Raw genomic sequence first — 26,067 nt, forward strand, 5'->3', positions numbered from 1 at the left:
GCATTGCACACTCCCATCAAAAAATGCTACTTGCGTCCCTTATCTATGGAAGATCTCTTATCCGCCGCTGCCAGGTTTGTCAACACTACCTCAGGACATATTTTCCTTACAGGAAAAGCCGGCACCGGAAAAACCACTTTCCTGAAGAATCTTAGTAAGCTTACTCATAAGTCACTTATTATAGTAGCACCTACCGGTATTGCTGCATTGAATGCAGGGGGTGTTACGATTCATTCACAGTTCTTATTGCCACCCATGACCTTTCTGCCTGATCGTTCTTTGGCGGAGAGCATTACAGAAGATGGAAGATTCATGAATCAGAATACGCTGGCAAGAAAACATCCCTTGAACAGTGCGCGACGACAAGTGCTTCGCTCCATTGATCTGCTGGTGATCGATGAGGTAAGTATGCTTCGTGCCGACCTGTTGGACGCGATCGATTACCGTATGCGTGCAGCGCGTGGGAACTTTAAGCAAAGCTTTGGTGGCATTCAGGTATTGTTCATTGGTGATCTGTATCAGCTTCCTCCGGTTGTGAAGAATGATCAATGGGAAACATTGAGTCGTTATTACAGAAGTCCGTGGTTCTATGAAGCGAAAGCGCTTGAAGAAGATACACCTGTTTATATTGAACTGGATAAGATTTTCCGTCAGAGCGACCCGACCTTCATCACTATATTGAATAATCTCCGTAACAACATTACCACTCCGGAAGATATTGCGGTGCTCAATCAGCATTACAAGACGCCTGAAGAGATCAGTAAGCTCAGAGAGATCATCACGTTGACGACTCATAATTATAAAGCGGACGAGTTAAATCAGAAAGAGTTAAGGGCATTGGATAGTGCCTCACATTTTTTTGGGGCAAGCATAGAGGATGAATTCCCTGAAAGCATGTACCCGGTGCCTTTAAGCATTGAACTGAAAATTGGTACACAGATCATGTTCGTGCGAAACGACAATGAAAGTAAAATGTATTTCAATGGGAAGCTCGCCACGGTTATTGAAATCGATGGTGATAAGGTCTTTGTTGAAATGGCGGGGAACCATACACGGTTTCAGCTGAAGCGTGAGCGGTGGGAGAACAAGAAGTATAAAGTAAATGATGATGCCCAGGATCTTCAGGAAGATGTCATCGGCGCTTTTGAACAATACCCGGTACGGCTTGCGTGGGCGATTACGGTTCACAAAAGCCAGGGGTTGACATTTGACAAAGCGATCATCGATGTAGGCCAGGCTTTCGCAGATGGTCAGGTCTATGTAGCGTTGTCGCGGTTGCGATCACTTGAAGGCCTTGTCCTGAGAACGCGCATTCAATCTTCTGTCATCAGTACCGATAAGCAGATCGTCGCGTTTGTTCAAAGCAATCATCGCCCTCATCAATTAAGTGAGGAAATGAAAGTGAGGCAGGAACGTTTTGTGCGGCAGGTGATCTATAGAACTTTCGATTTTAGTGATCTGATCAAGGATATAAAGTATGTGCAGAAAGATCATGATGAGGCAGGATTTGAAGAGGGAACGATGAAGCCGGCGCTTTCACAGATTATTGCGGCGTTGGAAGTAGAGCAAGGCAATACAGAAAGATTCCGGAATCAACTGACAGACTTGCTCAATGCAAAGGATCTTCCTGCGTTGATAGAAAGGATTAAAAAAGGAAGCGCCTACTACAGGGCTTTGCTTTTTCAGAATATTAAAACGTTGCTTCATCATCTTGAGGTTGTGAAACTTGGGAAGCGCGTAAAAACATATACAACACAACTGACCGACCTTGACCAGGTATTGAGTAAGAAGCTGGAGGAAATAGACAAGGCGGCTTCGTTGACGGAAGCTATCTTGAACAGTCATGAGAAATTTGATTTTAATGAGCTGGCACTGAAGAGAGGGGAGGAGCGCACAATATTATTAAGTGAGATCAGGAGCCTGGCAGATGCGGAGGTTCCTGCAGGTAAGAAGAAGAAGAAAGCAAGAAAGCCAAAAGCAAAAGATGAGAAGCGCAGCACGTTTGAGATCACACTTGATCTTATGAATAGCGGCATGACAGTGGAACAGATTGCGCAGGAGCGCGGACTTGTTGTTTCCACCATTGAAACTCATCTGGCCAAAGGGGTAGCAGAAGGAACGGTAAGTATCTTCAAATTCATGACAGAAGAGACTGTGATGAAAATTGTTGCTGCCCAGCGTGAATTGCCGGAAGGTTCTACCTCAAAAGATCTTTATGAAAAGCTGAAAGGTAAATTTGGCTATGGTCAGTTGAGAGCCGTCATGGCGTACGCAAAGACGATTGAGTGATGGTGGTTTCTTAATAAATAGCTCATTTTAAATACTTCTCCGGTTAACCCAATAAAGTGTAGTCATCGAAAGTTACCGTTAAAGGAATGCTCTTTGCGGTCATAAAATCTTAAACGACTGATTTGATCATCGTTGCTACTTTTCAGCATAATTCAACATTCAGTCATGCTTGAAGATTTTGATTTCCTGATAGGTCAATGGAAGGTTGTGAACACCCGTCTTAAGAACTGGTTGTGTGATTGCAATGACTGGATAAGCTTTGAGTCGCACCACACTGAAGTAAAGAGAAATGCCGGGGTTGGAAATATTGCGATGCATCGGTATATAGAGGGAAACTCTCTGTGCGAGCGAAGCGTGGTTCGTGAGTTTGATTTCAACAATCAGTTCTGGAAGATCGATCGCATGGATTCGATGTCTGCATTAGCGATGCCTGCGTTAAAGGGCACATTCTGGAGAAACAAAGGTTCCTTTTTATCTCAGGGCATCTTTGATAATAGAGAAGTGCTGGTGTGGGTTGAGTGGACAGAGATATGCAAGAACTTTGCTTACTGGGAGCAATCATTTTCAACCGACAATGGAAGAACGTGGGAGCTCAACTGGATGATGGAATTCTACAGGGTGAAGTAGAAAAGGTCTTGTAAAATAAGGTATTTTTATGACTGGACTTAAGAGAGATTCATGCTTCGCAGTTATCTGACCATCGCTTTCCGGAACCTCGTTCGAAATTCATTTTATTCTGTTATCAATATCGGTGGACTTGCGGCGGGAATCGCTTGCAGTATTCTCATCATGCTGTGGGTGTATGATGAACTTTCTTTTGACTCCTTTCACAAAAATTCAGATCGGTTATCACAGACATGGCTTCATGCGCAGTTCAGCGATAAGATTAATTCATACCGTTCCGTTCCACTTCCTGTTTATGAATATTTAAAAACTGCTGATGCGCGCATTAAGAATACGGCGGTAACCGATTGGGGAGGACCTCATCTTCTTTTATCAGGAGACACCCGTGTCAACAAGCAAGGGTTCTATGTCAGTCCGGAATTCCTGGAGATGTTTCAGTTTCCATTGAGTAAGGGAGAAGCTTCCAGTGTGCTGGATGATATTTCCTCCATTGTGATTTCTGAGTCTCTTGCCAAAGCTATGTTTGGCGACAAGGATCCTGTTAATCAACTGATCCGGGTTGATAATAAAACAGATTTTAAAGTAACGGGAGTATTAAAAGATATTCCATCCAATTCTTCTTTCAGATTTGATTTTTTATTGCCCTGGGCAGTGAATGCGCAGCAGGGATGGATCAAGAATTCCCTGACACAGTGGGACAATGAATCGTTCCAGGTGTTTGTCGAGCTTCAACCGGGAGCGGATAGAAAAGAAGTTGAAGCAGGCATTGCCAATCTGATTCATGAAAAGGTTCCTGAGAACATCAGAACACTGTTCCTTCATCCCTTAGAGGACTGGAGATTGAAATCAACTTATAAAGATGGAGTATTGATTGGCGGGATGTATGACTATGTCAAGCTGTTTTCGGCGATCGCTGTTTTCATTCTTGTCATTGCCTGCATCAATTTTATGAATCTTGCTACTGCACGCAGTGAACGACGGGCGAGAGAAGTAGGAGTTCGTAAGGCGGTAGGATCCAGGCGCTCTGAACTGATCAGTCAGTTTCTGGGTGAATCCTTTATCATCTCCGCCTTTGCGTTTTTTATTGCACTGCTGGTGGTGCAGATGATCCTTCCTTTATATAATGACCTCGTGCAAAAAGAACTTTCCATTCAATATTCTTCACCGTGGGTGTGGATGATAGCAGCAACGTTTATCATTTTCACAAGTCTTTTCGCGGGCAGCTATCCTGCATTTTATCTTTCGTCTTTTAATCCTGTCAATGTATTGAAAGGCAAGCTGCACCTGGGCACAAGAGGTGTGGCACCGAGAAAGATTCTTGTCTCTCTTCAGTTCTTCTTTTCGATCCTGCTGATTGGCGCTACGTTTGTCATCTATCAGCAGATAAATTTTGTCAAGAGCAGAGACGTAGGTTACGATAAGGAGAATCTTATCATGGTCTCTTCAAATGAGGAGCTGGCAAAGAACTATAAATCTCTGAGGCAGGAATTGCTGAGCTCCGGATTGGTAAAGTCGATGACCACATCGAGCAGTCCCATCACAGAAATTTATGGAAACAATACATTAGGATGGGCCGGTAAACCGGAGTCACAATCTGTTTTATTCAGTCGTGTCAGCACAGAGTATGATTACACAAAGACGATGGGAATCAAAGTCCTGGAAGGGCGTGACTTCTCACAGGATTTCAAGAGTGATACCAGTGCAATGATCCTGAACCAGGCGGCCCTGGATGTCATGGGAATTCAAAATCCTATTGGCGAGCAGATCGATCTTTGGGGAAAGAAGTGGCATGTAGTTGGTATCGTGGATAATCCATTGATGACCTCTCCTTTCCGGGAAGTGCAGCCTGGATTTTTCCTGCTGGATCCTGACTGGCTGGAAATTATTACGATGCGGTTGGAAGCAAGTAATGATCGTACGGCATCGATGAAACAATTAGAGAACATTTATAAAAAGTATAATCCGTCCTACCCGTTTGAGTACAAGTTTGTAGATGATGAGTACGACCGGAAATTTGCATCCATTGAGATGATCGGTACGCTCTCCAATCTTTTCGCTGTCCTGGCAATTTTTATTACCTGCCTGGGACTGTATGGTCTGGCGGCTTTTACGGCTGAGCAACGCATTAAGGAAATAGGGATCCGCAAAGTGATGGGAGCGAGCACCGGCAGCATTGTGTCATTGCTGTCGAAAGACTTTGCTTATCTCGTACTGATTGGATTTTCTTTTGCGGCACCGCTGGCATGGTGGGGATTGAATAATTTCCTGGAGCGATATGACTATCGGATCTCATTGACGTGGTGGGTGATTCCACTAGCCGGGGCTATCGCGTTAGTGCTGGTCCTTATTATTGTGAGCACTCAGGCTTTCCGTGCTTCGCAGGCAAATCCTTCTGATTCTTTGAGGAGTGAGTAGGATTTTTTAAGCCAGTCGATCTTTAGTAGTTGTAATAAAAGTGCCTCTTTTGGGCTCTGTCACTTCTTTTTCTCTGCATTAATCCTACAAAACTGAAACATATCTATTAGTTTCACGTTTGCAGAACTAATTCACATTTATGAAAGGAAATTACCTGGGCGAACTGGAAGAACTGGTGCTGTTGCATGTTGGTATTTTATACCCTGAAGCATACGGCGTAGCAGTCATGGATGAAATAGAAAAGCAAGCGGGAAGAAGTCTGAACATCAGTGCCGTTCATTCTGTGCTGACTCGTCTTGAAGAGAAGGGATTCCTGAAATCGAAGATGAGTGATCCGACAGAAGAAAGAGGAGGACGCCGTAAGCGCATCTTCTTACTAACCGCCGCCGGAAAGCGTGCGCTGGAAGAAGCAAATGAGATGCGCAACCAGCTGTTCAATCAGATTCCAAAGATGGCATTACAATTCAGCTATTTGAAATAATGAATCCTCCACGCTGGGCCGATCGTTTTTTGCAATGGTATTGTCACCCGGATCTGCTGGAACAAATCCAGGGAGACGTATATGAATTATTTTATCGCTCAGCAAAGAAGAATAAGACATGGGCAAAGATCTCTTTCATCTGGAATGTTGTCAGGTTTTTCAGACTAAAGAACATACGGCCTGTGAAGAATAATTATCAAAACAATCTATTCGGTGCCATGATCAAAAATATGCTGCTCATCTCTGTCCGCAATTTTGTGCGACAGCCAGGACACTCCTTATTAAATGTATTCGGACTTGCAACGGGTTTTACCTGCGCCTTCCTGATATTATTATGGGTTTCTCAGGAATATTCCTTTGACAGGTTTCATCCGGAAACTGAAAAGCTGTTTAAAGTCATCACACATGTTAACGGAAGCGGAACCATTCAGACATACGATGCAGCATCGGCAGGGATCAGTGTATCTACCGTTCCGGAAATAGAATCAGCGGCAATCGTTTCGAATGGTTCACGCTGGCCTCATGAGCTATGCTTCAGGGCAGAAGGTAAGGCCAACGAATGTGTTTATAAGAATGGTGTCTACGCGAATGAGTCCCTGTTTTCAATTTTCAACTTTCCAATCCTGGAGGGAGATCCTAATCCATTAAAAGGAAATACCAACATTGCCATCTCCGAAGATATGGCCATCGCTCTTTTCGGTGAAGCAAGCCCTGTGGGGAAAATGATCAAGATCGATGATTTCTGGGAAGTGACCATTGCTTCTGTTTTCAAAAACATTCCTTCCAACTCTTCTCTTCGTTTCGACTTTGCCATGCCTTTCTCCATTCTGAAAAAGCAATGGGGTGTGAATGATGATCAGCTTTCTGAAAACTTCTTTCCTGTGTATGTGAAGACGCATAAGGCGGTAAGCGCTGAGCTTCTGACTGAAAAATTAAATACTGCTGGTGTTCTAACAGAAGAACTAAGGGAACAGAAGATTGCTTACCAGGCCTATCCTCTCACTGACTGGCGCCTGAACAGCAAATTTGAGGAGGGCAAAAATTCTGGAGGACGGATAGAGTATGTTGTACTGTTCATTGTTATTGCTTCGCTTGTCGTTATCATGGCGGTCATCAATTTTGTAAATATGTCTACCGCCCGTGCAACGCTGCGGGCCAAGGAAATCGGAGTAAGAAAAGTTACGGGTGCAATGCGCAGTGCCATTGCGGCTCAGTTCATGGGCGAATCTTTCATGATCGTGCTGGTTGCCTTTTTATTATCAGGACTGATCACTCAGCTTGTTTTGCCTTTCTTCAATGCTCTGTTGTCAGAACCCATTCAGATAAGTTTGCTGACGGGATATATTCCTCTTTATTTATTTCTGTTTTTGATTTCAGTGGCACTCATTGCGGGAGTGTATCCGGCCATGGTGATGTCATCTTTTCAACCTGCCCGGATTCTGAAGAATCAATTTGGCAATACAACAGGTTCTCACCGACTGCGAAGTGTGCTGTTGGTGGTGCAACTCAGTGTATCTATCGGCATCATCATTTTTACAGGTGTACTCTACAAGCAGATCGGATTTATTTCTGAAAAGAATCTTGGCTTTGACAGGAGCAATACCATTCGTGTTGAGCCGACGATTCGGGTATTGAGGAAGATGGGCAGCTTTAAGGATGAGCTCAGTAAGGATCCTTCCATTGTTGGAATCGGTGCATCGCAATCCAATCCCCTTACTTTGGGTGGAGGCAATACCGGAGTGAGCTGGCCCGGAAAGCCGGACGGAACAAGAATATCCTTCAAGACGATGGGATGTAGTTATGATTTCCCAGAGGTTATTGGATTGAAAATCATTGAAGGAAGAAATTTTGAGGAGAAGACGAGTGATTCACTACGATCAGAAGTATTGATAACAGAAGAGTCTGCAAAGATCATGAATCTGGCGAATCCTATCGGACAGGAAATTTCAGTGGGGAATGCCAAGAGTGTGATCATTGGAATAGTCAATGATTTTCATACGGGATCACTGCATGAAAGCAGGGAGCCCGTCATTTTGTTTAGAGTAACTTATGATTACATCTCTGCGGTGTATATCAAGTATCAACCCGGTCAGGCAAAACGTGCATTTGAAGTAATTCAGAAAGCCTACAATAATGTTGAGCCGACATTTACCATGCGCTACTGGTTTCAGGATGATACTTTCCATGAGCTCTATCAGACAGAGATGATCGCATCGAGACTTGTGCTCCTGTTTACCATCGTCGTATTGATCATAGCAATCATTGGGATGGTCGGCCTTACCACATTTAATATTATGCGCAGAAATAAGGAGATCAGCATCCGCAGGGTGTTCGGCGCTTCGATCCGTCAGGTATTAGTGTTATTGTTCAATCAGTTTACAGGCGTATTGATCATTGCTTTACTGATTGCCGGTCCTGTTGCATGGTTGGCTGCGAACCGATGGCTTGAAGGATTTGCCTATCACACATCCATGCCATGGGAATTTTTCGCACTGACCTTTGTGGGTGTAGCTGCTTTAATAGCGCTGATCATCTGGATCCAGAGTCTGAAAACCATTTCAGCAAATCCTACTCAAACGTTAAGAAGCGAATAGCAATCAGGAAGGAAAGTCCGCACCAGTGGTAGTTGCTTCCCAGGTATCGAAATCCTTTTTAAGGACTTCGAGCTTATTACGCGCACCTTTCAATGCTGCAGCACCTAACAATAATCTCAAAGGTGGATGTTCTGTTTCAACAACTTTGACAATCGCCTGTGCAGCTCTTACTGGATCGCCAGGTTGCTGGCCGCTGTATCCACGGATCGTATTTTTATTTGCACCTGCAGAAGGAAGATAATCTTCAATGACAACAGGACTATTATTGGCTGATCGTCCTGCCCAATCTGTTCTGAATCCGCTGGGAGCAATGACCGTTACTTTAATTCCAAGGTGTGCAACTTCTTTTGATAATGATTCGGAGTAGCCATCCACTGCAAACTTGGTGGCGTTATAAAATCCTACTGCTGGAAATCCAACCAATCCTCCAATCGATGCGATGTTTAGAATATGACCACTGTGTTGAGCTCGCATGATCGGCAGCACTTCATTGGTGATTCTTGCAAGGCCGAAGAAGTTGATCTCAAACATTCTTCTTACCTCTGCCTCTTCGCTTTCTTCAATCGCTCCGAAGTAGCCAATGCCGGCATTGTTCACCAATACATCGATTCTTCCGAACTTTTGTTTTGTCAGCGCTACCGCTGAAGTAATTTCTTCAGCCTTTGTAACATCGAGCTTTAACGAAAGGGAAGTTTGAGGGTAATCTTTAATAATATCCTCGATGTCTTTTGGATTGCGGGCGGCAACACCTGCCTTGTAACCTGATTTGAGTACGAGTTTAGCCAATTCGCGGCCGAAACCCGTTGAGCAGCCTGTTATGAGCCATACCTTATCCATAAGCCTGTTTTTTAGAATTCAGATATCAATACAAAGGATTTCAGTTTTTTGTTCACCAATATTTTATAATTATATTTTCCCTTTCTAAAATTCTGCCTCTAATTCTCCGTTAAATCCCACATGCTGTTACGTCTCTCTTTGTATTGGTTGAGTCATATCGTGATCCGCTGGCAATTGCTCCTAACCCTTCTGGTGCTTTGGCTGGGTGGCATGTGGCTCAAAGCCAATTATGGTCAGGACGATTCCAATATGTGGATCGTTATGTATCAGTTTGTCCGTATCATCCAGTGGGCGATCGTCGGACTTTTTTCCATCAGCCTTTTGACGGCCCTTACTACCTGGGGACTCTTTATATATAATGTCAGGCAGAAGAAGATCAGTGTGCAGGTTCAATTCGGAGACGGTCAACAGGCAGAGGCGGGATATGCAATGCTGGTGATTTCCTTAACCGGAACAGTGATCCGTCCATTACTTGGAACGATTCGCGGTCGACTGGTATTTGCCGGAAAGAAATTATCAGAAGTGATTCTTCTGGATACCGATGTTTTCAAGAAGAGAGGATTCCTTCGTCATGCTATTAAGGGAACGGGCAGGACACTTCTTCATGATCGTGGAATTTATGATGTTGAAAAGGTTCATATCCTGTTTTATGATATGTTCAGTCTGATCGCACTTCCCTGCAGTGTGCCATTCACACAGCAGCTTTACACATTGCCAAAGGAATTGAGGAAAGAGAGAGTGGATGCTCAGCCGAATTCTACGGAAGAACAAAAGCATAGAATTGAAATTCCACGCAGGGTAGAAGGAGAGTATATTAGTTATAAAGAGTTTGAATCAGGTGATAACATCCGCAGGATAGTATGGAAGATCTATGCGAAGAGCGGACAGCTTGTTGTAAGAATACCAGAAACGAAAGATCCTTATGCATCGCACCTTTATTTCTATGCAAGCTTCTATGAGGGATTTGATCTGAACGATGGAACCTTTGATACAGAATTGCTGAATGTCTATAAGGACAAAGTGAGAAATGTTTTTGAGGCTTTGCAAAAGAACGGTTATGATGTAAGGATCCCTCAGGATCAGGAGATAGCCAGGCTTTCCGGCATGAGTGATAAAAAGAATGAGTTGTTTCAGATCACCGCTGCTTCCTGGCAGAAAGGCAACTCACCGAATTCGTATGTGAATGTTAACAAGGCTGCGTTCGTCTGTCTTTCTGCATTGACGCCTGTATCAGAAATTGAAATGCTGATAAAGACCTTACCGATGAGTGTTCCGCTGGTGGTAGTAAGATTATCGGATGCGATTGCTTCTCCCTTTAAGATAGCAGTAAAAGATATTTTCTTCCGTCCGGAAAAGAATCCGGTAGATAAGCTTCGTAAACCGTGGTTTGTTTCTCCTTTGCGACAACGCATTCTCAAAAATGAAAATGAAATTGAAAGGGTTTTGAAGTCACGCGGAAATGCGTGGCTGGTACGATCCATTGATGTAACAGAATGATACAGGTAAGTATGCGAGATAGATTTGTGCAGTTATTGATACGATGGATTTTTATTGTCCTCCCGACGGCGGTCATCGGGTACATCACTCTTGTCTATGTAAATTTTTCATACACCGCCCTCACTTCAAATATTCTTACACAGTCCATTTATTTTGGAACCGGTCTCCTGATTGCTTACTCACTTTACTTTTTCAGGATCCGCTGGCTGGTCACCTTTATCTTATTGTGGTTTGCATATTGGCTCATTGGTAAGATCATTGTCAAGCTTCCTGGAGAGTTTGATGTGTTTTATGCAACGGCGCGGTTTCAATTGTATTCAGCGCTCTTCATTCTTGGATGGATCTTCGGATTTCTCCTGGTTCGTGTAAAGTTCTCATACATTATTCTTTTTGGAATACTGGGAGTATCTACCGTCGTGGCCATCTCAAACACGGTTGATGTCAGCATTTCCTACATTCTTTATCATTTGTTGCCAGTGGTGGTGTATGGTTTGTACATGCTTTTTGTTTCCCCTCTGCTGGTGTATGATGTTGAAATGGATTTGAAAAAGTCCGGCAGATTGGTTCTACGGTTTGCGCTGTTTTTAATATTAGTAATTCTCGCTTTTCTTTTTGTCGGAAATCTCCTGAGGGATGATCTCAAGGCAGTTGAGAAGGAGCTTGTTGACAGGGGCGCAAAATCGGATAAAGACGGAGACAAGAAGGAGAAAGATGGTGGTTATGATCAGCGCTATGGCCTGATGGATAAGCCTGGGGGCAAAGACGATGGCTTCAAATTAAAAGATACGATGAAGATCAGCTCTAAGATGAGCCAGTCCGATCAGTTGATGTTCTGCAGTCGCCTGAATAATTACTTTCCTGATGGCACACCGCAGCCTTTGTATTTTGTTTATCACTATCTGACAAAGTATGATCCTGCCAAGGAAAGCTTCATTCGTGATGCAAATGTTCCCTACCTCGATGAGTTTGATGCAGATCCATCGGAAGTGGCCATCTTTCACTCACGGCAGGATAGCTCAGTTATTAGAAATGCATTGGGTAAGAAGAACCGGAAGGTTGTTGAATCGGAAGTCTATCTTTCCTCCAACACATGGAAGCACGCTTTGCTTGCACCAGCAAGTGCTTTTTATATTCAATCGATACCTGTTGAGAAGGATTTCCAGAAGACATTTATATCTGCCTATAAAGTAAAGTCGTACGTATCTGAATTGAACAATGCATACTTCGTTTACAATCCTTCTGCCAATCCACAACTGGAATCTTTTCAGGAAGAGCGTTACAGTGAATTGAGAACGGTCAGAGATTATTCAAAGGTAGATCCGGAATTCTATAATTATTACATAGACATGCCGAAGGGTGTTATCTATGATTCCATCGCATTGCTGGCAAAGAAGATTACTGCGGGCATTGTCAATCCTGCCGACAAGGTGCTTGCCATCAGGGATCACTTTCTCGCCCGTGATAAAAATGGAAAAAGGATTTTCAGATACACACTCAAGCCCGGAACGCCGAGTGATCCAAACATTCCTAACACATCGATGCTGAATGATTTTCTCTTCAAAACACATGCAGGATATTGCACTTACTATGCAGGAGCTTCGTTGTTTTTACTCCGTTCGGTAGGAATACCTGCACGCTTCACCACAGGCTTTGCAACCATCAACAGAAGTGATAAGAATAAAGGATGGTATTGGTTTTATGCCAGTCAGGCGCATGCATGGACGCAAGTCTACTTTCCTGGATATGGATGGATGGACTTTGATATGACCATTGGTAATGAAGATCAGCAAAACGCACCGAAGCCTGATGGAACTCCACCTTTGCCGCCACCCGAACCCTGGCTGGTGTTGAATGCAAAAGCAGAATCGGTTGTTGGGGATAAATCAAAAAGAATGGATGCCACCTTCAGCAACATCATTTACTTTGATGAGAAGTATCAGTTGAACAAATCAGTCACACGTTCCATTGATGTTTCTGTATGTCGTGTGTTGTATGATAAAAAGGATACTACATTATCTGCGATAACAGCAGGAGATTCGTTGGTTATTGTTTCCTATAAAGACGAGGCGAAGGCTATTCCGAAACCAAGAAAGGGAGTGTCTATTGAGAATCAGGTTGATAATTTCCCTGCGCCAATTGTCGCTGATGAGATTCATATAAAGCCTAAACCAAAGAAAGAGAAGAAGGAGGATGTGAAGGGTGATCGCAAGAACGTGGAAGAGAAGGGAATGTCATGGAAAGAAATGTTATTGCTGGCGGGTAAAATTGCTGGAGGCGTGATCGTGTTTATTTTCCTTCTGCCACTGCTATATCTTATTTATCTGGTGATCAGGACTTCGTTAGCAAAAAATGATGCGACAAAGGCTGATGCTATTTATCAGACTGCATTGTATCAATTCCATATGGCGGGAGCTGAAAGGATTGCTCAAACGCCTTTGGATTATGCCCGAACGAAAGTGGATCCTGTATTTAATACGAGCTTCTATACCTTTATGACGGTCTATCTCCGGTTGAAATATGGAAGGGGCACTTTACGTGAGGGAGATGCCGAGATCATTCATCAGTTTGGCAATAGTAAAGCTTCTGCAATTCGCAAAACGAAAGGATTCTTTAAAGTGGCCTTAAATTATTTCAACATCGTCCTGGCCAGCCGGTATTTTTTACAATCAGAAAACGAATACGAAAATCAATAAATGTTATGAACGAAAGCACTCATTCATCAAAGCTCCTGACACTCGCAGAAAATATTGGAAAGATCATCCGTGGTAAGCCGCAGGAGATCAACTATGTGATCACTGCTTTGCTGGCCAAGGGTCATATTCTTCTGGAAGATAATCCGGGGGCCGGAAAAACTGTGCTGGCGAAAACACTGGCTCAATCTATTTCAGAAGGCGCTGCAGATTTTCAGCCGACTGCCGGTGGAGGTGTCGCATTTAAAAGAATTCAGTTTACACCTGACCTTCTTCCTATGGATCTGATTGGCTCCTATATCTTTGATGAAGAGAAGAAAGATTTCGTTTTTAAGAAGGGTCCGCTTTTCACACACGTGCTACTGGCAGATGAGATCAATCGTGCCTCTCCAAAAGTTCAAAGTGCCTTGCTGGAGTGTATGGCAGAGAACCAGATCTCAGCAGGGGACACTACTTTCCAACTGGATAAATTTTTCTTTACCATCGCTACTCAGAATCCGATCGAAATGGAAGGAACATATCCACTGCCGACAGCCCAGCTGGATCGTTTCTTTATGAAAATTTCTTTTGGTTACGTGACGGAAGAAGTGGAGTTGGATATCTATAACAACTACCTGTCGATTGGGGATGTAAGGAAAGCAGTGCACCAGGTATTGGCGTACAACGATGTTATCAATCTGCAGCAGGAAGCTGAAAATGTTTACGTGCATCCTGAGATTGTAAAATCAATTGTGAAGCTGGTTCAGGCTACCAGACATCATGCTGAAATAGCATTGGGTTGTTCGACACGCGGTGGTATCATCTTTATTAAATGTCTTAAAGCATGGGCGCTGGTCAATCAGCGTGACTATGTAATTGAGGATGATATTCGTGCACTGGCTCACCCTGTTTTGCATCATCGTCTGATATTCAGGAATCGTGATGCAGCAAAAGTTGCCCTGAATCAGATCGTTGATCAGGAAGTCAATCGTTTATCAAAGCTTGGTATCACAGCAAAAAAATAAGCCGGAATGCGAAATCATCTTTTTCATATTCTTCTCAGCGTTGTTTTGACGGTAACCTTCTCGGAAACCGTCTTTGCGCAATCGCGTGTCAGAGAGTCTATTGATCAGGAGCGTGCGGAGAACCTGTCATTCTATGAAGAGAAGACATTTGAAAAGGCAAGAGGATTTGTCCGTCGCGACAGTACTTATTATGTGGGTCATATGTTTCAGGGAGCCTATCTTTTTTTCAGGGCAAATGATGAACTTGGATTCAACCAGGCTATCACACCTTTGAAGAAGGCCCTTCGTCTCATGGAGAAGGATTTCGACAAGCAGCTCAGAACCCGCAGCAACAATTATTATGACTATAGCGCTGTGTATCGTTATCATAATGACTACGGTCTGATCGCTTACATGCTTGAGACGTCATATCAGAATATTGAAATGCCGGATAAGGCAATGGAAGTTCTGTATCATGTCCGCGATTACAATTTTCAGCTGGAGCAAAGTATCAATGCTTACAATACCATGGCATGGATCTTTCACCGCAACCGCGTTTATACTTCAAAGCAATTTCCTTTTCTTAAGAATTCAGTAAAGGAGAATGTCGCGATGGCCAACAAGTACCTCGATTCGGCTCTGATGAAGAATTACAATGACATGTCAATGAATACGGGGTTGTTTGATCCTTCCTTTCTCAATCGCCAGTATCTGGGGACATTTCATTACAAGGCGATGATCTATGATTATAAGCTGGAGATTGATTCAGCTAACTTCTTTTACAATGAGCTGATAAAAGGGGATGCATATTCCAGCAACAATTACGCTGAGTTCAAGCTTGCCATGGGTGAGTTTAGTGAAGCAGACGATTTCTTCAAGGAAGCAGAACAGAAGGAGTATGGAGGTGAAAAGAATACAAAAGAGTATTTCTATATGCGCGGGACTCTCAATACTTATAGGGCACACCCTGAAGAAGCTGATTCTCTTTTGCGCCGGGTTTTAAAAGAACAGGGCTCAACGCCTGGCTATGGATGGCACGCTATCGGTCTGGCAAGAGCACTGCATTATGAAGGTTTGACAGATGAAAGTCAGGAGTACAATAATAAGGCATCACGATTTCAGGAACTTCACATTGGCACCACCTGGGGGCAGGAGCAATACAACCTTGCTGTCTCTTCGCTGAATTATCTCAATCAACTTCAGTTCGAAAAAGAATACTTTTTTGAGAACGATCAATGGTGGTTTTGGTTTAACCCGGTGAACTGGTACAAGTGGATCAAGTATTCCCTTGAGATCCATCATTATAAAATGTTGCTGGCTTCACTGATTGCTGAGAACCCTGAGCGTGAGCAGGTTATTTATACTATTTTCTCTCCTGAAAATCTGATGAGCTTTGATGAAGTATCTTCGGTCATAGATGGTTTTGGGAATGAATACTTCATCGAGGTATATAAAAGGTTATTGGAGACTGATAAGCGTCCGAGACTTAAGAAATACTTCCGCTACTTTTTGGGCAAGCTGTACCTGGCTGAAGGAAATAAGTCAGAAGCAATAAAATATTTCCAGCAGGTACTTCAGGACCGCGAGAGAGGAAATGAATATCAACGCATGTTGTATGCCCGTATATACGAAGGAATGGCTAACGCAAGTTCCAATGATAACGAGCGTAATCAATGGACGCGCGAATTTTATGAAACATTTCCTCAGCTAGTTCCTTTTTCAGATCTCAAGATGAGTTTTCAGCTCAATCTCGAAGGAGAAGAGACTTCTGATCTCACTAAGGACATTACCAGTGAGATGAAGAATTGCAGTGTGAATTTCAATGGAGGAGAAGGATCGCCGGTTGTTTCCATCCGGTTTTCAGAGACCACAGAAGGTTTGGATATAAACTATATCGTTGAATCTGCGGATAAAAGCAGGGTTTTGCGTCAGGGTGTTCTGCAAATACTCAAAGACGAAACTGAGAATGCCGGGAAGACATTAGCCTATAGCTTGTTTGGCATTAACAAAAAGAAGGTCGGTGAGAAACCTGAGCCTGCCAAGCCAGCAGTCTGATTCAAGAAAATTACTGCCGCTCGTTTATCTTTTTTTCTCTAACTTAAAAGAATAAAGGAAGGCGATTTATGGTCCGTGTTCTGCGGTGGACTTTATATTTCATTATTTTTTTAGTGTCTCTGGTAGTCATCGGTTATGGTGCTGCTCAATATTTTCGCCCTTCAATCCTTAGAACCATTAATGAAGAGCTGAAAGAAAGTGTTAATGGCGATGTAAAAATAGGGTGGCTGGACTTCACCATTTTTGAGCAGTTCCCGAATTTTTCTATCACCCTTGGAAAGATCTATGTGCGCGGTCCGCATTTTGATAAGTATCATAAGGATTTTCTCACAGCGGACAAAATTTACATTCACGTCAACCCTATCAGATTATTTCAGGGAGCGATTAGTCTTAAGTCGATCAGTATCAGGAACGGAACTGTTTTCATCTTCACGGATACCAAGGGCTACACTAACATGGATGTGTTGAAGAAGCAAAAGAAAGATAGTGTCGAATCCACAGGACCCAAGCCTGCCCTTGAACTGGAGGACATCTTTTTTGAAGACACCAGAGTGACGTATGTGGATTCCCTGAAGAACAAGTCGATCGATATCACGTTGATAAAAACCTTTTTGAATATTGCATCATCAGATTCTCTACAACGCATTTCTCTGAGGGGAAAGATGGGCTTTGGTGGCTTAGTGCTGAATGCAGCAAAGGGTGGATATCTCACAAAAAAAGCAACGGATGCTGATCTTAATCTTGAGTTCAGGCCTTCCAAAAAAGAGTTGACAATTCTTCCTTCAGAATTAAAATTCAAAAACTCTACCGTCGCTCTTTCGGGACGTTTCGATTTTTCAAAGCGGGGTGGCTTTACTTTGAATATTGATTCGAAAGATCTGAATTATAGCGAGGGACTGTCATTGATCACCAAAGCGCTGCGTGAAAAGCTTGAAAAATTTCAATTTGACGGACCGATTGATTTGAATGTTAAGCTTCAGGGCAGTCTGGGACCGGGTGCTGAACCTAAAGTTGATATTGCATTTACCTCCAGGGGAAATCACTTTGTTACCGGAAAGCTTGATGCAAAAGATCTTTCCTTCAAGGGATCATTTACCAATCACATCGACTCTACGAAAGAAATCGATGATCATAATTCCAGAATTGTGCTCGACACAGTTTCCACAAGGATAGAGGAAGTAGGTGTGGAGGCAAATCTAGTTATTACGGATCTGACGGATCCTAAGCTTAAACTGATTTCCAAAAGTCACATTAACCTCACAGATATCAATCATGAGACAGACACTGCCAGCTTGAAGCTTTTGGGCGGAATCTTTGATGCAGACATTAATTACAATGGCAAGCTGAATGAATATCTGGATGGTCCAAAAACTGTTTATCGGGGTAAGCTAAAGGGGACTGTCAGAATAAAAGATGGATCGCTGGTGATGCGCCAACAGGAGAAAAAATTTGACAGGATCAATGCGCAGTTCCGATTTACGGAAGAGAGGATGGACCTTGATGAGATTGATTTCAGGATCAATGGGAATCCGGTGATGATAAAAGGTAATGTAATAGGATTTATTCCATTCTTTTTTGTGCCAGAGGAAAAGGGATCTATCAATCTTAGTATAACGTCGCCGCGCATAGACCTGGCAAGTCTCAAGACCAGTAAATCAAATGAGAAAGTTTCACCGAAAGCAGCTGCCAGAGGTAAGAAAAAGATATCCGACCTGCTGGATATACTTAACAGCAAAGTAGAATTCATCCTGGATGTTAAGGTCAATGAGATCGTGAATGGATCCTTCCATGCTTCTAAATTTTCAGGAAAGGTCAACTTCATGAATAACCATCTTATTGCTAATCCTGTCAGCATGCGCCTTGCAGATGGAGAGGTTGATCTTTCTTTAAAAGTTTTTGCTCTGGATAAAAAAATTAATCCGGTGACGCTGAGGGCTGAAGTGAAGAATGCCGACATTCAGAAGTTCTTTTCCTCTTTCGATAACTTCTCTCAAAAAACTATTCAATCTAAGAACCTGAGCGGAAAGGTGTTTACTAAACTTAATCTCACCGCTAAGATTGATGACAAGTTTAATATTCTGATGCCTTCATTATCGGGAACGGTCGACTTCAAATTGCGCGAAGGTGAGCTGAAGGATTTTGAGCCACTGGAGAAGATGAGCAATTTCCTGTTCAAGAAGCGTGATTTTTCAGATGTGCAGTTTGCCGAGATCAAAGGGCAGTTCAGTCTCTCGGGTCAGTATCTTGATGTGAGCCGAATGGAAATTGAATCGAGTGTTTTGTCTCTTTTTCTTGAAGGCCGCTATTCGCTTGGCGACAGCACGGACCTGACGATACAGGTACCTCTGAGTAATCTGAAGAAGCGTAACAAGGATTATAAGCCTGAGAATGTTGGTGTAGATGCAAAGGTTGGCCCCAGTGTTTTCCTTCGGGCACATCAGAACAAGGAAGGAAAGATGGTGATCGTCTACAACCTCTTCAAGAAATTCAAGAAGAAGTAACTAAGTCAGATTACTTCTCGATTTTCTTTCCTTTCAATTCCATCGCCATTTTCACAGCTTCATAAGCGTTGATCAATCCTCCGGTATTACTGAGATCATCAAAGTTGATCTTTCCGCCGCCTGGCTTCTGAACTTTCAATCCATCGAATTTCCGGGATGATTTCTTAAGGATATCCATCACTTGTACTGCAGAGAGGTCGGGGAAGTAAGACATGAGCATTGCGGCTACCCCTGTAGCGGCTGGTGACGCCATGCTGGTGCCGGACATTTCTTTGTAATTATTTTCCGGTGTGGTGGAATAGATCTGCAGACCTGGAGAGAAAACATCCACAGATTTTTTCCCATAGTTGGAAAAATCGGCGACCAGTTGGTCATCATTGCCCCAGGCAGACGCACCGATCTCAAGCCAGTTCTTCGCTTCTTTTCCATCCAGGAAATAGCGTGTTGGGAAATTATTTTCCTTGTCGTTGTTCTCGGCCTCGTTTCCCGCAGCGTGAACGATCAAGACGCCCTTCTTTTCCGCATAGCGTACAGCATCATCAACAACATTTTTCTCAGGTGAGAATCCCTTTCCAAAGCTCATGTTGATGATCTGTGCTCCATTGTCAACGGCATAGCGAATAGCATTGGCAATATCTTTATCTCTTTCATCTCCGTTGGGCACTGTTCGAACGGGCATAATGAGAACGTTGTTGGCGATTCCCTTAATACCGATATTGTTCTTGCGGTCAGCTGCAATGATCCCGGCAACGTGAGTTCCGTGGCTTGCATCCGGACCTTTCACATCATTATTGCCGTAATATTTTTCCGTCTTATTGTTATAGTCGTCCCCAACAATAAGCCTGGAATCAAAATCAACATTATATCCATATTCAACAATGACTTTATAATAGTCAACTCCCTCTTTCAGTTCAGTAATAACCTGTTCTATATCTGTGCCTGGTGCGGTTCGTTTAAGAAGGGTGGAAGCGAATCCTTTCGCGAAAGCAAGGGTAGGATCGGAAACTTTTAATGTATCCAGGCTCTCTTTTGTGAGCACATCTGTTTTGAGAATAGACTTTAATGTGTCAATGCTCATTCGTAAGTTTTTATACATACCGCGATAGACGTCATATTCCTTTTTGTTCTTATCGCGCAAACGCTCGAATTTGCTTTTTATCGTTTTAAACTTCTCGTAATCTGCTTTTTGCTTTTTGGGAACTTTATCATTTTCAACGTTACCGAATATGTTGTTGAGTCGGATGTACTCCCGGGTGAGTTCGTAGGTGTCCTCGTTCACATTGCCATTTTTTCCTCCAATGAAGTTCCAGCCATGGACGTCATCGACATAACCGTTCTTGTCATCATCAACGCCATTGTCAGGAATCTCCTTAGTATTGGTCCAGATGATGCTCTTCAAATCCTCATGGTATATATCAACTCCGCCATCGAGCACAGCTACTATCACGGTACGGGATGGGAGATTTTTAAGGAGCGAATCATATGTTCTTTCCGTACTCAAACCCTGGACATGATCATTTTTAGGATCGAGAAGAAACCAATCTTTTGAAGGAGGGGCAGAATTTTGTGCTGATCCTGTGGAAAAAGCACCAATAATGGTCAATGCGCAGAAAAATGAGGTTCTAAAAATCATAGGATAATCCCCGATAGTCAGTTATTAATGCCGCCAAATTACATGCCGGCCATGCTAATGTGGAAAAATTATTCAAAAGGGAGGAAAATATTACTTCTGACGGCTCTGTCTGAAGAACGAACGGCGTGTTTTAATCATGAAAGCGACCTTTATTAAAATTTAAAACCAACAGCCATGATCCACTTCAGCCTTTTACTCGTCACTGGTTTTTTCAGCCTGTTTTTTCATTTTGTAGTTACAGTCCATATTAAGAAGACTGAAGAAGCTGAAAGATCAGAACAATTGCGTCATGCTGCTTAATTGATTTCTGACCCATTTTTGACCTTAATATACCTTTACCATAAACCTAAACCGCTCATTCATAGTATCTTAGTCTGACTAAGGATGCTGTGTCTTAAATTAAAAGACCCGACTACGCTGAATAGTCGGGTCTTTTTGCTTTTAAAGTGCCGAAGGGGGGACTCGAACCCCCATACCTTGCGGCACACGCCCCTGAAACGTGCGTGTCTACCAATTTCACCACTTCGGCATTAATCCTCTTTTTCAAAAGGACCAGGGATTTGATCTAGTGCCCACGACTGGACTCGAACCAGCACACCTTACGGAATACGCCCCTCAAACGTACGTGTCTACCAATTTCACCACGTGGGCAGTCATAAATGGAGGGGCGGCAAAGGTAAAAACCTTTTAATAACAAGCCAATTTTGGAATTCATGAGAGCAGTATTTTTGATTGGTTTTCCAACAGAAGAAACAGTTACCTGTTCTTATAATAAGAGTCCATTTCGTCCAGGGTAAAGACAAAAAACTCCTGATCGATTACCTGCCCATCGTCGAATGAGTATCTGCTGATATGTAAAGCCACTTCATCCTTCTGAAGAGAAGGGTCGTTGTGCAATTTTAAAAGTTTGCGTTCCCCTGATTCACTCAGGTAATAAAAAAGAGGATTCAGGTTATTGGTGTAATAGTGATTGTTCTTCCTTAGGAGTCTGGTGTGCACTGTTCCATCCTCCTTTACTTTAAATACAATTCTTTTCCCGTCGTAGGAAGGTTGATCGCCGTCAGGTTTGTTATAATAGACCATTACTTTGCCACGATACCGCTCAGGTATAAGATACGTTTCCTGTGTTGACCGCATTGATTCAACCCCGTATGAAATAAAATAGAAAGAAACCCAGCCAATAATTGCGGCGATCCACCAGTAAACCGTAGCAAGCTTTGCGAAATACGGAACATCACTTTTGAAAATTAAGTAGCCACCAACCGCGTAGACCAATCCAAAAAAGATCTGCAGGAAAGGAGCGCCACCTCCATAATAGAAGGAGCGATACGCAGGAAAATAAAAGATGACTGCTGCCAGTTCGATGATAATCCCGATAATGAAGAAGTTGCTGAGAAAAACTGATTTCATTTAATACGAATATCGAAAATTTTTCCACGTTCAACATTCCGACTTTTCCATTCCATTCTTTCACGACAAGGACCAGGTAGTTAATGAACTGAGCACGCGGAAGGGATAGGAGCGGAAAGCCCGGAGTGAGATGGATTTGTGTGCGGCCGGACTTGAAGCGGATAGCCCGGTGCCTGCGTCTCGCGGCAGCCGCCCAAATTAATCTTCAAATTTCCCTAACTTAGAACCCTGATTATGCTATCTAAGAAGTGTAAATACGCCATCCACGCTCTTGTCTATCTTGCTGAGCGCTACCAAAAGGGTCCTGTACATATTCAGGATATTGCGGAGGCACAAAAGATTCCAAAAAAATTCCTGGAAGCGATTCTTCTGGAAATGCGCAACGCCAAAATTCTTCACAGTAAGAAAGGAAAAGGCGGAGGATACTATTTATACAAGCGACCCGAAGATGTGAATATGATAGAGATCATCCGGTTGATGGATGGTGCTATCTCACTGCTTCCCTGTGTATCTCTTAACTATTATGAACCCTGCGAGGAATGTCGTGATGAAGTCACCTGCGGTATACGCGATGCCTTTACCAACGTGCGTGATGAGACATTAAAATTGCTTTCAAAAAGTACCCTGGCGCATATTGTAAAGCGCGAACGCGAGCTCGGGAAATAGTTATTTCTATAATCTAGTAATTTACTAGACTTTACCTTTATATTTGCTATTCAAAATAAAAAATACAGGATATGGCAATTCGATTAGGAGACATTGCGCCGGATTTTCAGGCACAGACATCAGAAGGTACAATTCAATTTCACAAATGGTTGGGAGATGGATGGGGAGTATTGTTTTCTCATCCGGCGGATTTCACGCCTGTCTGCACGACAGAGCTTGGTGCCGTTGCAAAGCTTCGTTCGGAATTTGATAAAAGAAATGTGAAGGTTGTGGCCTTGAGTACAGATTCAGTAGAACAGCATGGTAAATGGATTGGTGATATCAATGAAACTCAGAATACAGTAGTGAATTTTCCATTGATTGCCGACCCTTCTTTTGAAGTAGCAAAGTTGTATGATATGATTCATCCGGAAGTGAGCGACAAGTTTACTGTGCGTTCTGTATTTGTGATCGGACCAGATAAAAAAGTAAAGCTCACCATTACATATCCTGCGGCTACCGGAAGAAATTTTGATGAGATCATTCGTGTAATTGACAGCCTTCAGCTTACAGCTAAGTATAGTGTAGCCACTCCGGCTAACTGGAAGCATGGAGAAGATGTTATCATCACTGCTGCTGTGAAAGACGAAGAGATTGCAGGAAGATTTCCAAAAGGTCATACTCGGGTGAAGCCTTACTTGAGAACTACCCCGCAGCCAAATATTTAATTTTTTTTCAAGACTGATCTGAAGACCTCCTTTTGGGAGGTTTTCTTGCTTTAGAGCAGATTCACCTCACCTGAATTTCGATACACCTCAAATAGTTTTTGTACGGCTTTGCACCAAATTCACGCAACTACACAGCGTAGCTCCCGTATTTTTCCCTAACTAATTTATTATGATAAAGATTTCAGTTTCAAAATTCACACCGCTTATGTGGTTTTACCTTATGATGGCGGTGGCGGGCGCTATTGTTCCATGGTATTTCAATCTTCATCAAATGATGTTCGGCGATCAACTTTTTACCATGGCGAATTATATCGGTGCCGGAATGGAAAATGATTTCACCTCTTCCATTACAACAGATTTCTTTATTGGCACAACTCCTGTTCTGGTATGGATGATCGTAGAAGCGCGAAGAATGAGAATAAAAGGAATAGGGTGGTATGTAGTATTAACATTTGTAATTTCTTTTGCTTTCACTTGTCCTCTGTTCTTATTTAATCGTGAAAGAAAACTTAAGACCATCACTCAGTAGTATGAAGAGATTTGCAATTATAGGTGGAGGAATTGGAGGACTGACGTTGGCGATTGCCATGCAGCGCAAGGGCTTGAACGTCACTGTTTACGAGAGCGCTGTAAAATTCAAAACAGTTGGTGCAGGAATTACTTTGGCATCAAATGCCATGAAAGCATTTACGGAAATTGGAATTGCAGAAGATATCATGAAAGCCGGGAAAGAGATTAAGGCAATGGCTATCAAGGATGATAAGGGAAAAGTTATCAGCTTCACAGATGCTGAAAAGCTGACAGCGGATTTCGGAGTCGTTAATAATTTCACTATTCATCGTGCAGAACTTCATGATGTTCTTGCCGGACTTTTAATACCTGGCACTATTGAATTCGGTAAAACCTGTTCAGATGTCATTCAGCATGGGAGAGGTGTAACCATTCACTTTGGTGACGGGAGTGAGGCACAAGCGGAGTATGTGATTGCCTCCGATGGAATTCATTCTCCTATCAGAAGAAAATTATTGCCGGAATCATCACCCCGCTTTTCAGGGTATACCTGCTGGCGTGCTGTAGTGAGTGATTTGCCGGAAGATTTTAATTCATCAGAAGCTTCAGAAAGCTGGGGACCTGGAAAACGTTTTGGTATTGTTCCGCTTAGCAACAATCGTGTTTATTGGTTTGCTACATTAAACGCAAGAGCAAATGATCCAATAATGCGCAATGCATCTTCTGAGGATCTGTTGCATTATTTCAAAGACTTTCATTTCCCTATTCCGGAGATTCTGGAACGCACAAGGGATGAGCAGATCATCTGGAGCGATATCATAGATCTGAAGCCGATCCGCAAATTCGCGTTTGAACGTATCGTGTTAATGGGTGATGCGGCGCATGCGACAACGCCAAATATGGGTCAGGGCGCATGTATGGCGATCGAAGATGCGGCAACACTCGCCAATGGGTTAATGAAATACAGTCCTGAAGAGACTTTTATAAAATTTGAAGCATCAAGAATCAGACGTACCACCGAAATTGTGAAGCAATCATGGAATATTGGTAAAATTGCGCAACTTGAAAACAGTCTGGTGATCTCTTTGCGAAATGGACTCTTCAGAAAAATTCCGAAAAGCGTAATTGACAAGCAGATGAAGTCCCTTTACAATGTTTCATTTCAACTATGATATGAATCGCTTTGGTCCCTATATTTTTATTTTCATTGCTAACTGCATTGCTTATGCAATCCGGTGGGGTTCTGGCTTATTTTCTACAGAGCTGAACCTGGTTCTTTTTGTCATTATGTTCCTCCTGATTTCGGCGCTTTGGGAATCGATTCGTGGGGTTAACATATGGCTTAATAAAGTGATGCCTTTTGAACAGGGTATTCCAAAAAGAATTGCAGTTCAGTTGATCCTGGGAGTGGTGGTAGCATTGTTCATTCGTTTTTTAGTGTACTATTTTGGAGAGCCGCTGTTGCCTGTTAAGCTCGACAGCATGTTTGTTGCGACAACGTGGGCTCTTTATTCAATAATGTCAGCTGCTATTAATTCAATATTTATCGTTCGGTTTTTTATTGACCGATGGAAGGATTCGATCATTATGGCAGAGCGTCTCGAAAAGGAAAAATCCATTGTTCAATTTGATAACTTGAAAAACCAGCTGAATCCGCATTTTCTTTTTAATGCATTGACTTCTTTGAATAGTCTGATCTCTGAGAATCCAACCCTTGCATCTCAATTCCTTCATCATATGTCGAGAGTGTATCGGTATGTTCTCCAGAATAAGGATAAAAACTACGTGGCGATTGGAACGGAACTGGAATTTATCAGTAAATATATTTTTTTAGTTGAGACACGATTCAGGGAATCGATCAGGATCAAAGTAAATGTTCCTGCATCGGTTTATGAGAAGGCTATTGTGCCGGTGACGCTGCAGATATTGATTGAGAATGCCATCAAGCACAACATCGTCGATTCCCAAAGACCTCTTTCTATAGAAATCTATACGGCCGGTGATTATTTAATCGTGGGCAATAACCTTCAATTGCGAAAGATCGTTGAGACTTCCAATAAACAAGGACTTGAGAATCTCAGATCTCTTTATCGTTTTCTTACGGATAAGCCCATTGAGATTGAAGAAACTGATCAACGATTTAATATTAAAATACCGCTACTCTAATTTACCATT

18 protein-coding genes and 2 tRNA genes are annotated in these 26,067 nt (G+C 42.8%); 15 read left to right on the forward strand and 5 right to left on the reverse strand.

Features of this window, described 5'->3' with window-relative positions; genetic code table 11:
• Nucleotides 1–45: 45 nt before the first annotated feature.
• From HOP08_12835 to HOP08_12855, 5 genes are all read left to right on the forward strand, one after another.
• On the forward strand, nucleotides 46–2,289 hold the full coding sequence (locus tag HOP08_12835) for an AAA family ATPase (GenBank protein ID NOT75805.1): 2,244 nt from the start codon (nucleotides 46–48) through the stop codon (nucleotides 2,287–2,289).
• 165 nt (nucleotides 2,290–2,454) lie between these two features.
• Nucleotides 2,455–2,916, forward strand: a complete 462-nt coding sequence (locus HOP08_12840; GenBank protein ID NOT75806.1) for a hypothetical protein — start codon at nucleotides 2,455–2,457, stop codon at nucleotides 2,914–2,916.
• Between the two features lie 51 nt (nucleotides 2,917–2,967).
• Nucleotides 2,968–5,328: an FtsX-like permease family protein gene (locus HOP08_12845; GenBank protein ID NOT75807.1), complete on the forward strand. Its 2,361-nt coding sequence runs from the start codon at nucleotides 2,968–2,970 to the stop codon at nucleotides 5,326–5,328.
• A 139-nt stretch (nucleotides 5,329–5,467) separates the two neighbouring features.
• The gene (locus HOP08_12850; protein NOT75808.1) at nucleotides 5,468–5,809 is read left to right on the forward strand and encodes a PadR family transcriptional regulator; all 342 of its coding nucleotides are present in this window, start codon (nucleotides 5,468–5,470) and stop codon (nucleotides 5,807–5,809) included.
• Nucleotides 5,809–8,403 (forward strand): FtsX-like permease family protein, encoded by a 2,595-nt coding sequence (locus HOP08_12855; protein ID NOT75809.1) that lies wholly within the window; start codon nucleotides 5,809–5,811, stop codon nucleotides 8,401–8,403. Before HOP08_12850 ends, HOP08_12855 begins: the two co-directional genes overlap by 1 nt.
• Nucleotides 8,404–8,406: 3 nt before the next feature.
• Here the strand turns inward: HOP08_12855 and HOP08_12860 are convergent, their stop codons facing one another.
• Nucleotides 8,407–9,240, reverse strand: coding sequence for an SDR family NAD(P)-dependent oxidoreductase (locus tag HOP08_12860; protein NOT75810.1), 834 nt, complete (start codon nucleotides 9,238–9,240; stop codon nucleotides 8,407–8,409).
• Nucleotides 9,241–9,360: 120 nt separating this feature from the next.
• On the opposite strand from HOP08_12860, the gene HOP08_12865 reads away from it, so the two are divergent.
• The 5 genes from HOP08_12865 (at nucleotide 9,361) to HOP08_12885 (ending at nucleotide 18,966) form a co-directional block, all read left to right on the forward strand.
• Nucleotides 9,361–10,737 carry a DUF58 domain-containing protein gene (locus HOP08_12865; GenBank protein NOT75811.1) on the forward strand — a complete coding sequence of 459 codons (1,377 nt, stop codon included), beginning with the start codon at nucleotides 9,361–9,363 and terminating at the stop codon, nucleotides 10,735–10,737.
• Nucleotides 10,738–10,748: 11 nt separating this feature from the next.
• On the forward strand, nucleotides 10,749–13,430 hold the full coding sequence (locus HOP08_12870; GenBank protein ID NOT75812.1) for a hypothetical protein: 2,682 nt from the start codon (nucleotides 10,749–10,751) through the stop codon (nucleotides 13,428–13,430).
• Between the two features lie 5 nt (nucleotides 13,431–13,435).
• On the forward strand, nucleotides 13,436–14,431 hold the full coding sequence (locus HOP08_12875) for a MoxR family ATPase (GenBank protein ID NOT75813.1): 996 nt from the start codon (nucleotides 13,436–13,438) through the stop codon (nucleotides 14,429–14,431).
• Between the two features lie 6 nt (nucleotides 14,432–14,437).
• Nucleotides 14,438–16,465, forward strand: coding sequence for a hypothetical protein (locus tag HOP08_12880; protein NOT75814.1), 2,028 nt, complete (start codon nucleotides 14,438–14,440; stop codon nucleotides 16,463–16,465).
• A gap of 68 nt (nucleotides 16,466–16,533) precedes the next feature.
• Nucleotides 16,534–18,966 (forward strand): hypothetical protein, encoded by a 2,433-nt coding sequence (locus HOP08_12885; GenBank protein NOT75815.1) that lies wholly within the window; start codon nucleotides 16,534–16,536, stop codon nucleotides 18,964–18,966.
• Between the two features lie 10 nt (nucleotides 18,967–18,976).
• Here HOP08_12885 and HOP08_12890 read toward each other — a convergent pair whose 3' ends face one another.
• The 4 genes from HOP08_12890 to HOP08_12905 all read right to left on the reverse strand — a co-directional run bounded on the left by HOP08_12890 (nucleotide 18,977) and on the right by HOP08_12905 (nucleotide 22,009).
• A complete protein-coding gene (locus tag HOP08_12890) occupies nucleotides 18,977–20,599 on the reverse strand; it encodes a S8 family serine peptidase (protein ID NOT75816.1) in 1,623 nt (540 codons plus the stop codon).
• A gap of 447 nt (nucleotides 20,600–21,046) precedes the next feature.
• Nucleotides 21,047–21,128, reverse strand: a tRNA-Leu gene (locus HOP08_12895).
• Nucleotides 21,129–21,168: 40 nt separating this feature from the next.
• Nucleotides 21,169–21,250, reverse strand: a tRNA-Leu gene (locus HOP08_12900).
• Between the two features lie 105 nt (nucleotides 21,251–21,355).
• Nucleotides 21,356–22,009, reverse strand: a complete 654-nt coding sequence (locus HOP08_12905; protein NOT75817.1) for a hypothetical protein — start codon at nucleotides 22,007–22,009, stop codon at nucleotides 21,356–21,358.
• Between the two features lie 234 nt (nucleotides 22,010–22,243).
• Between HOP08_12905 and HOP08_12910 the strand changes: the two genes are divergently transcribed.
• The 5 genes from HOP08_12910 to HOP08_12930 all read left to right on the forward strand — a co-directional run bounded on the left by HOP08_12910 (nucleotide 22,244) and on the right by HOP08_12930 (nucleotide 26,058).
• Nucleotides 22,244–22,675, forward strand: a complete 432-nt coding sequence (locus HOP08_12910) for an Rrf2 family transcriptional regulator (protein ID NOT75818.1) — start codon at nucleotides 22,244–22,246, stop codon at nucleotides 22,673–22,675.
• Between the two features lie 71 nt (nucleotides 22,676–22,746).
• On the forward strand, nucleotides 22,747–23,382 hold the full coding sequence (locus HOP08_12915; protein NOT75819.1) for a peroxiredoxin: 636 nt from the start codon (nucleotides 22,747–22,749) through the stop codon (nucleotides 23,380–23,382).
• 169 nt (nucleotides 23,383–23,551) lie between these two features.
• Entirely contained in the window at nucleotides 23,552–23,911 is a 360-nt protein-coding gene (locus HOP08_12920) for a DUF2834 domain-containing protein (GenBank protein ID NOT75820.1), read from the forward strand.
• A 1-nt stretch (nucleotide 23,912) separates the two neighbouring features.
• Entirely contained in the window at nucleotides 23,913–25,064 is a 1,152-nt protein-coding gene (locus tag HOP08_12925; protein NOT75821.1) for an NAD(P)-binding protein, read from the forward strand.
• Nucleotides 25,045–26,058: a histidine kinase gene (locus HOP08_12930; GenBank protein NOT75822.1), complete on the forward strand. Its 1,014-nt coding sequence runs from the start codon at nucleotides 25,045–25,047 to the stop codon at nucleotides 26,056–26,058. Before HOP08_12925 ends, HOP08_12930 begins: the two co-directional genes overlap by 20 nt.
• Nucleotides 26,059–26,067 lie beyond the last annotated feature (9 nt).

Source organism: Cyclobacteriaceae bacterium (genome assembly GCA_013141055.1).
GTDB lineage: Bacteria > Bacteroidota > Bacteroidia > Cytophagales > Cyclobacteriaceae > ELB16-189.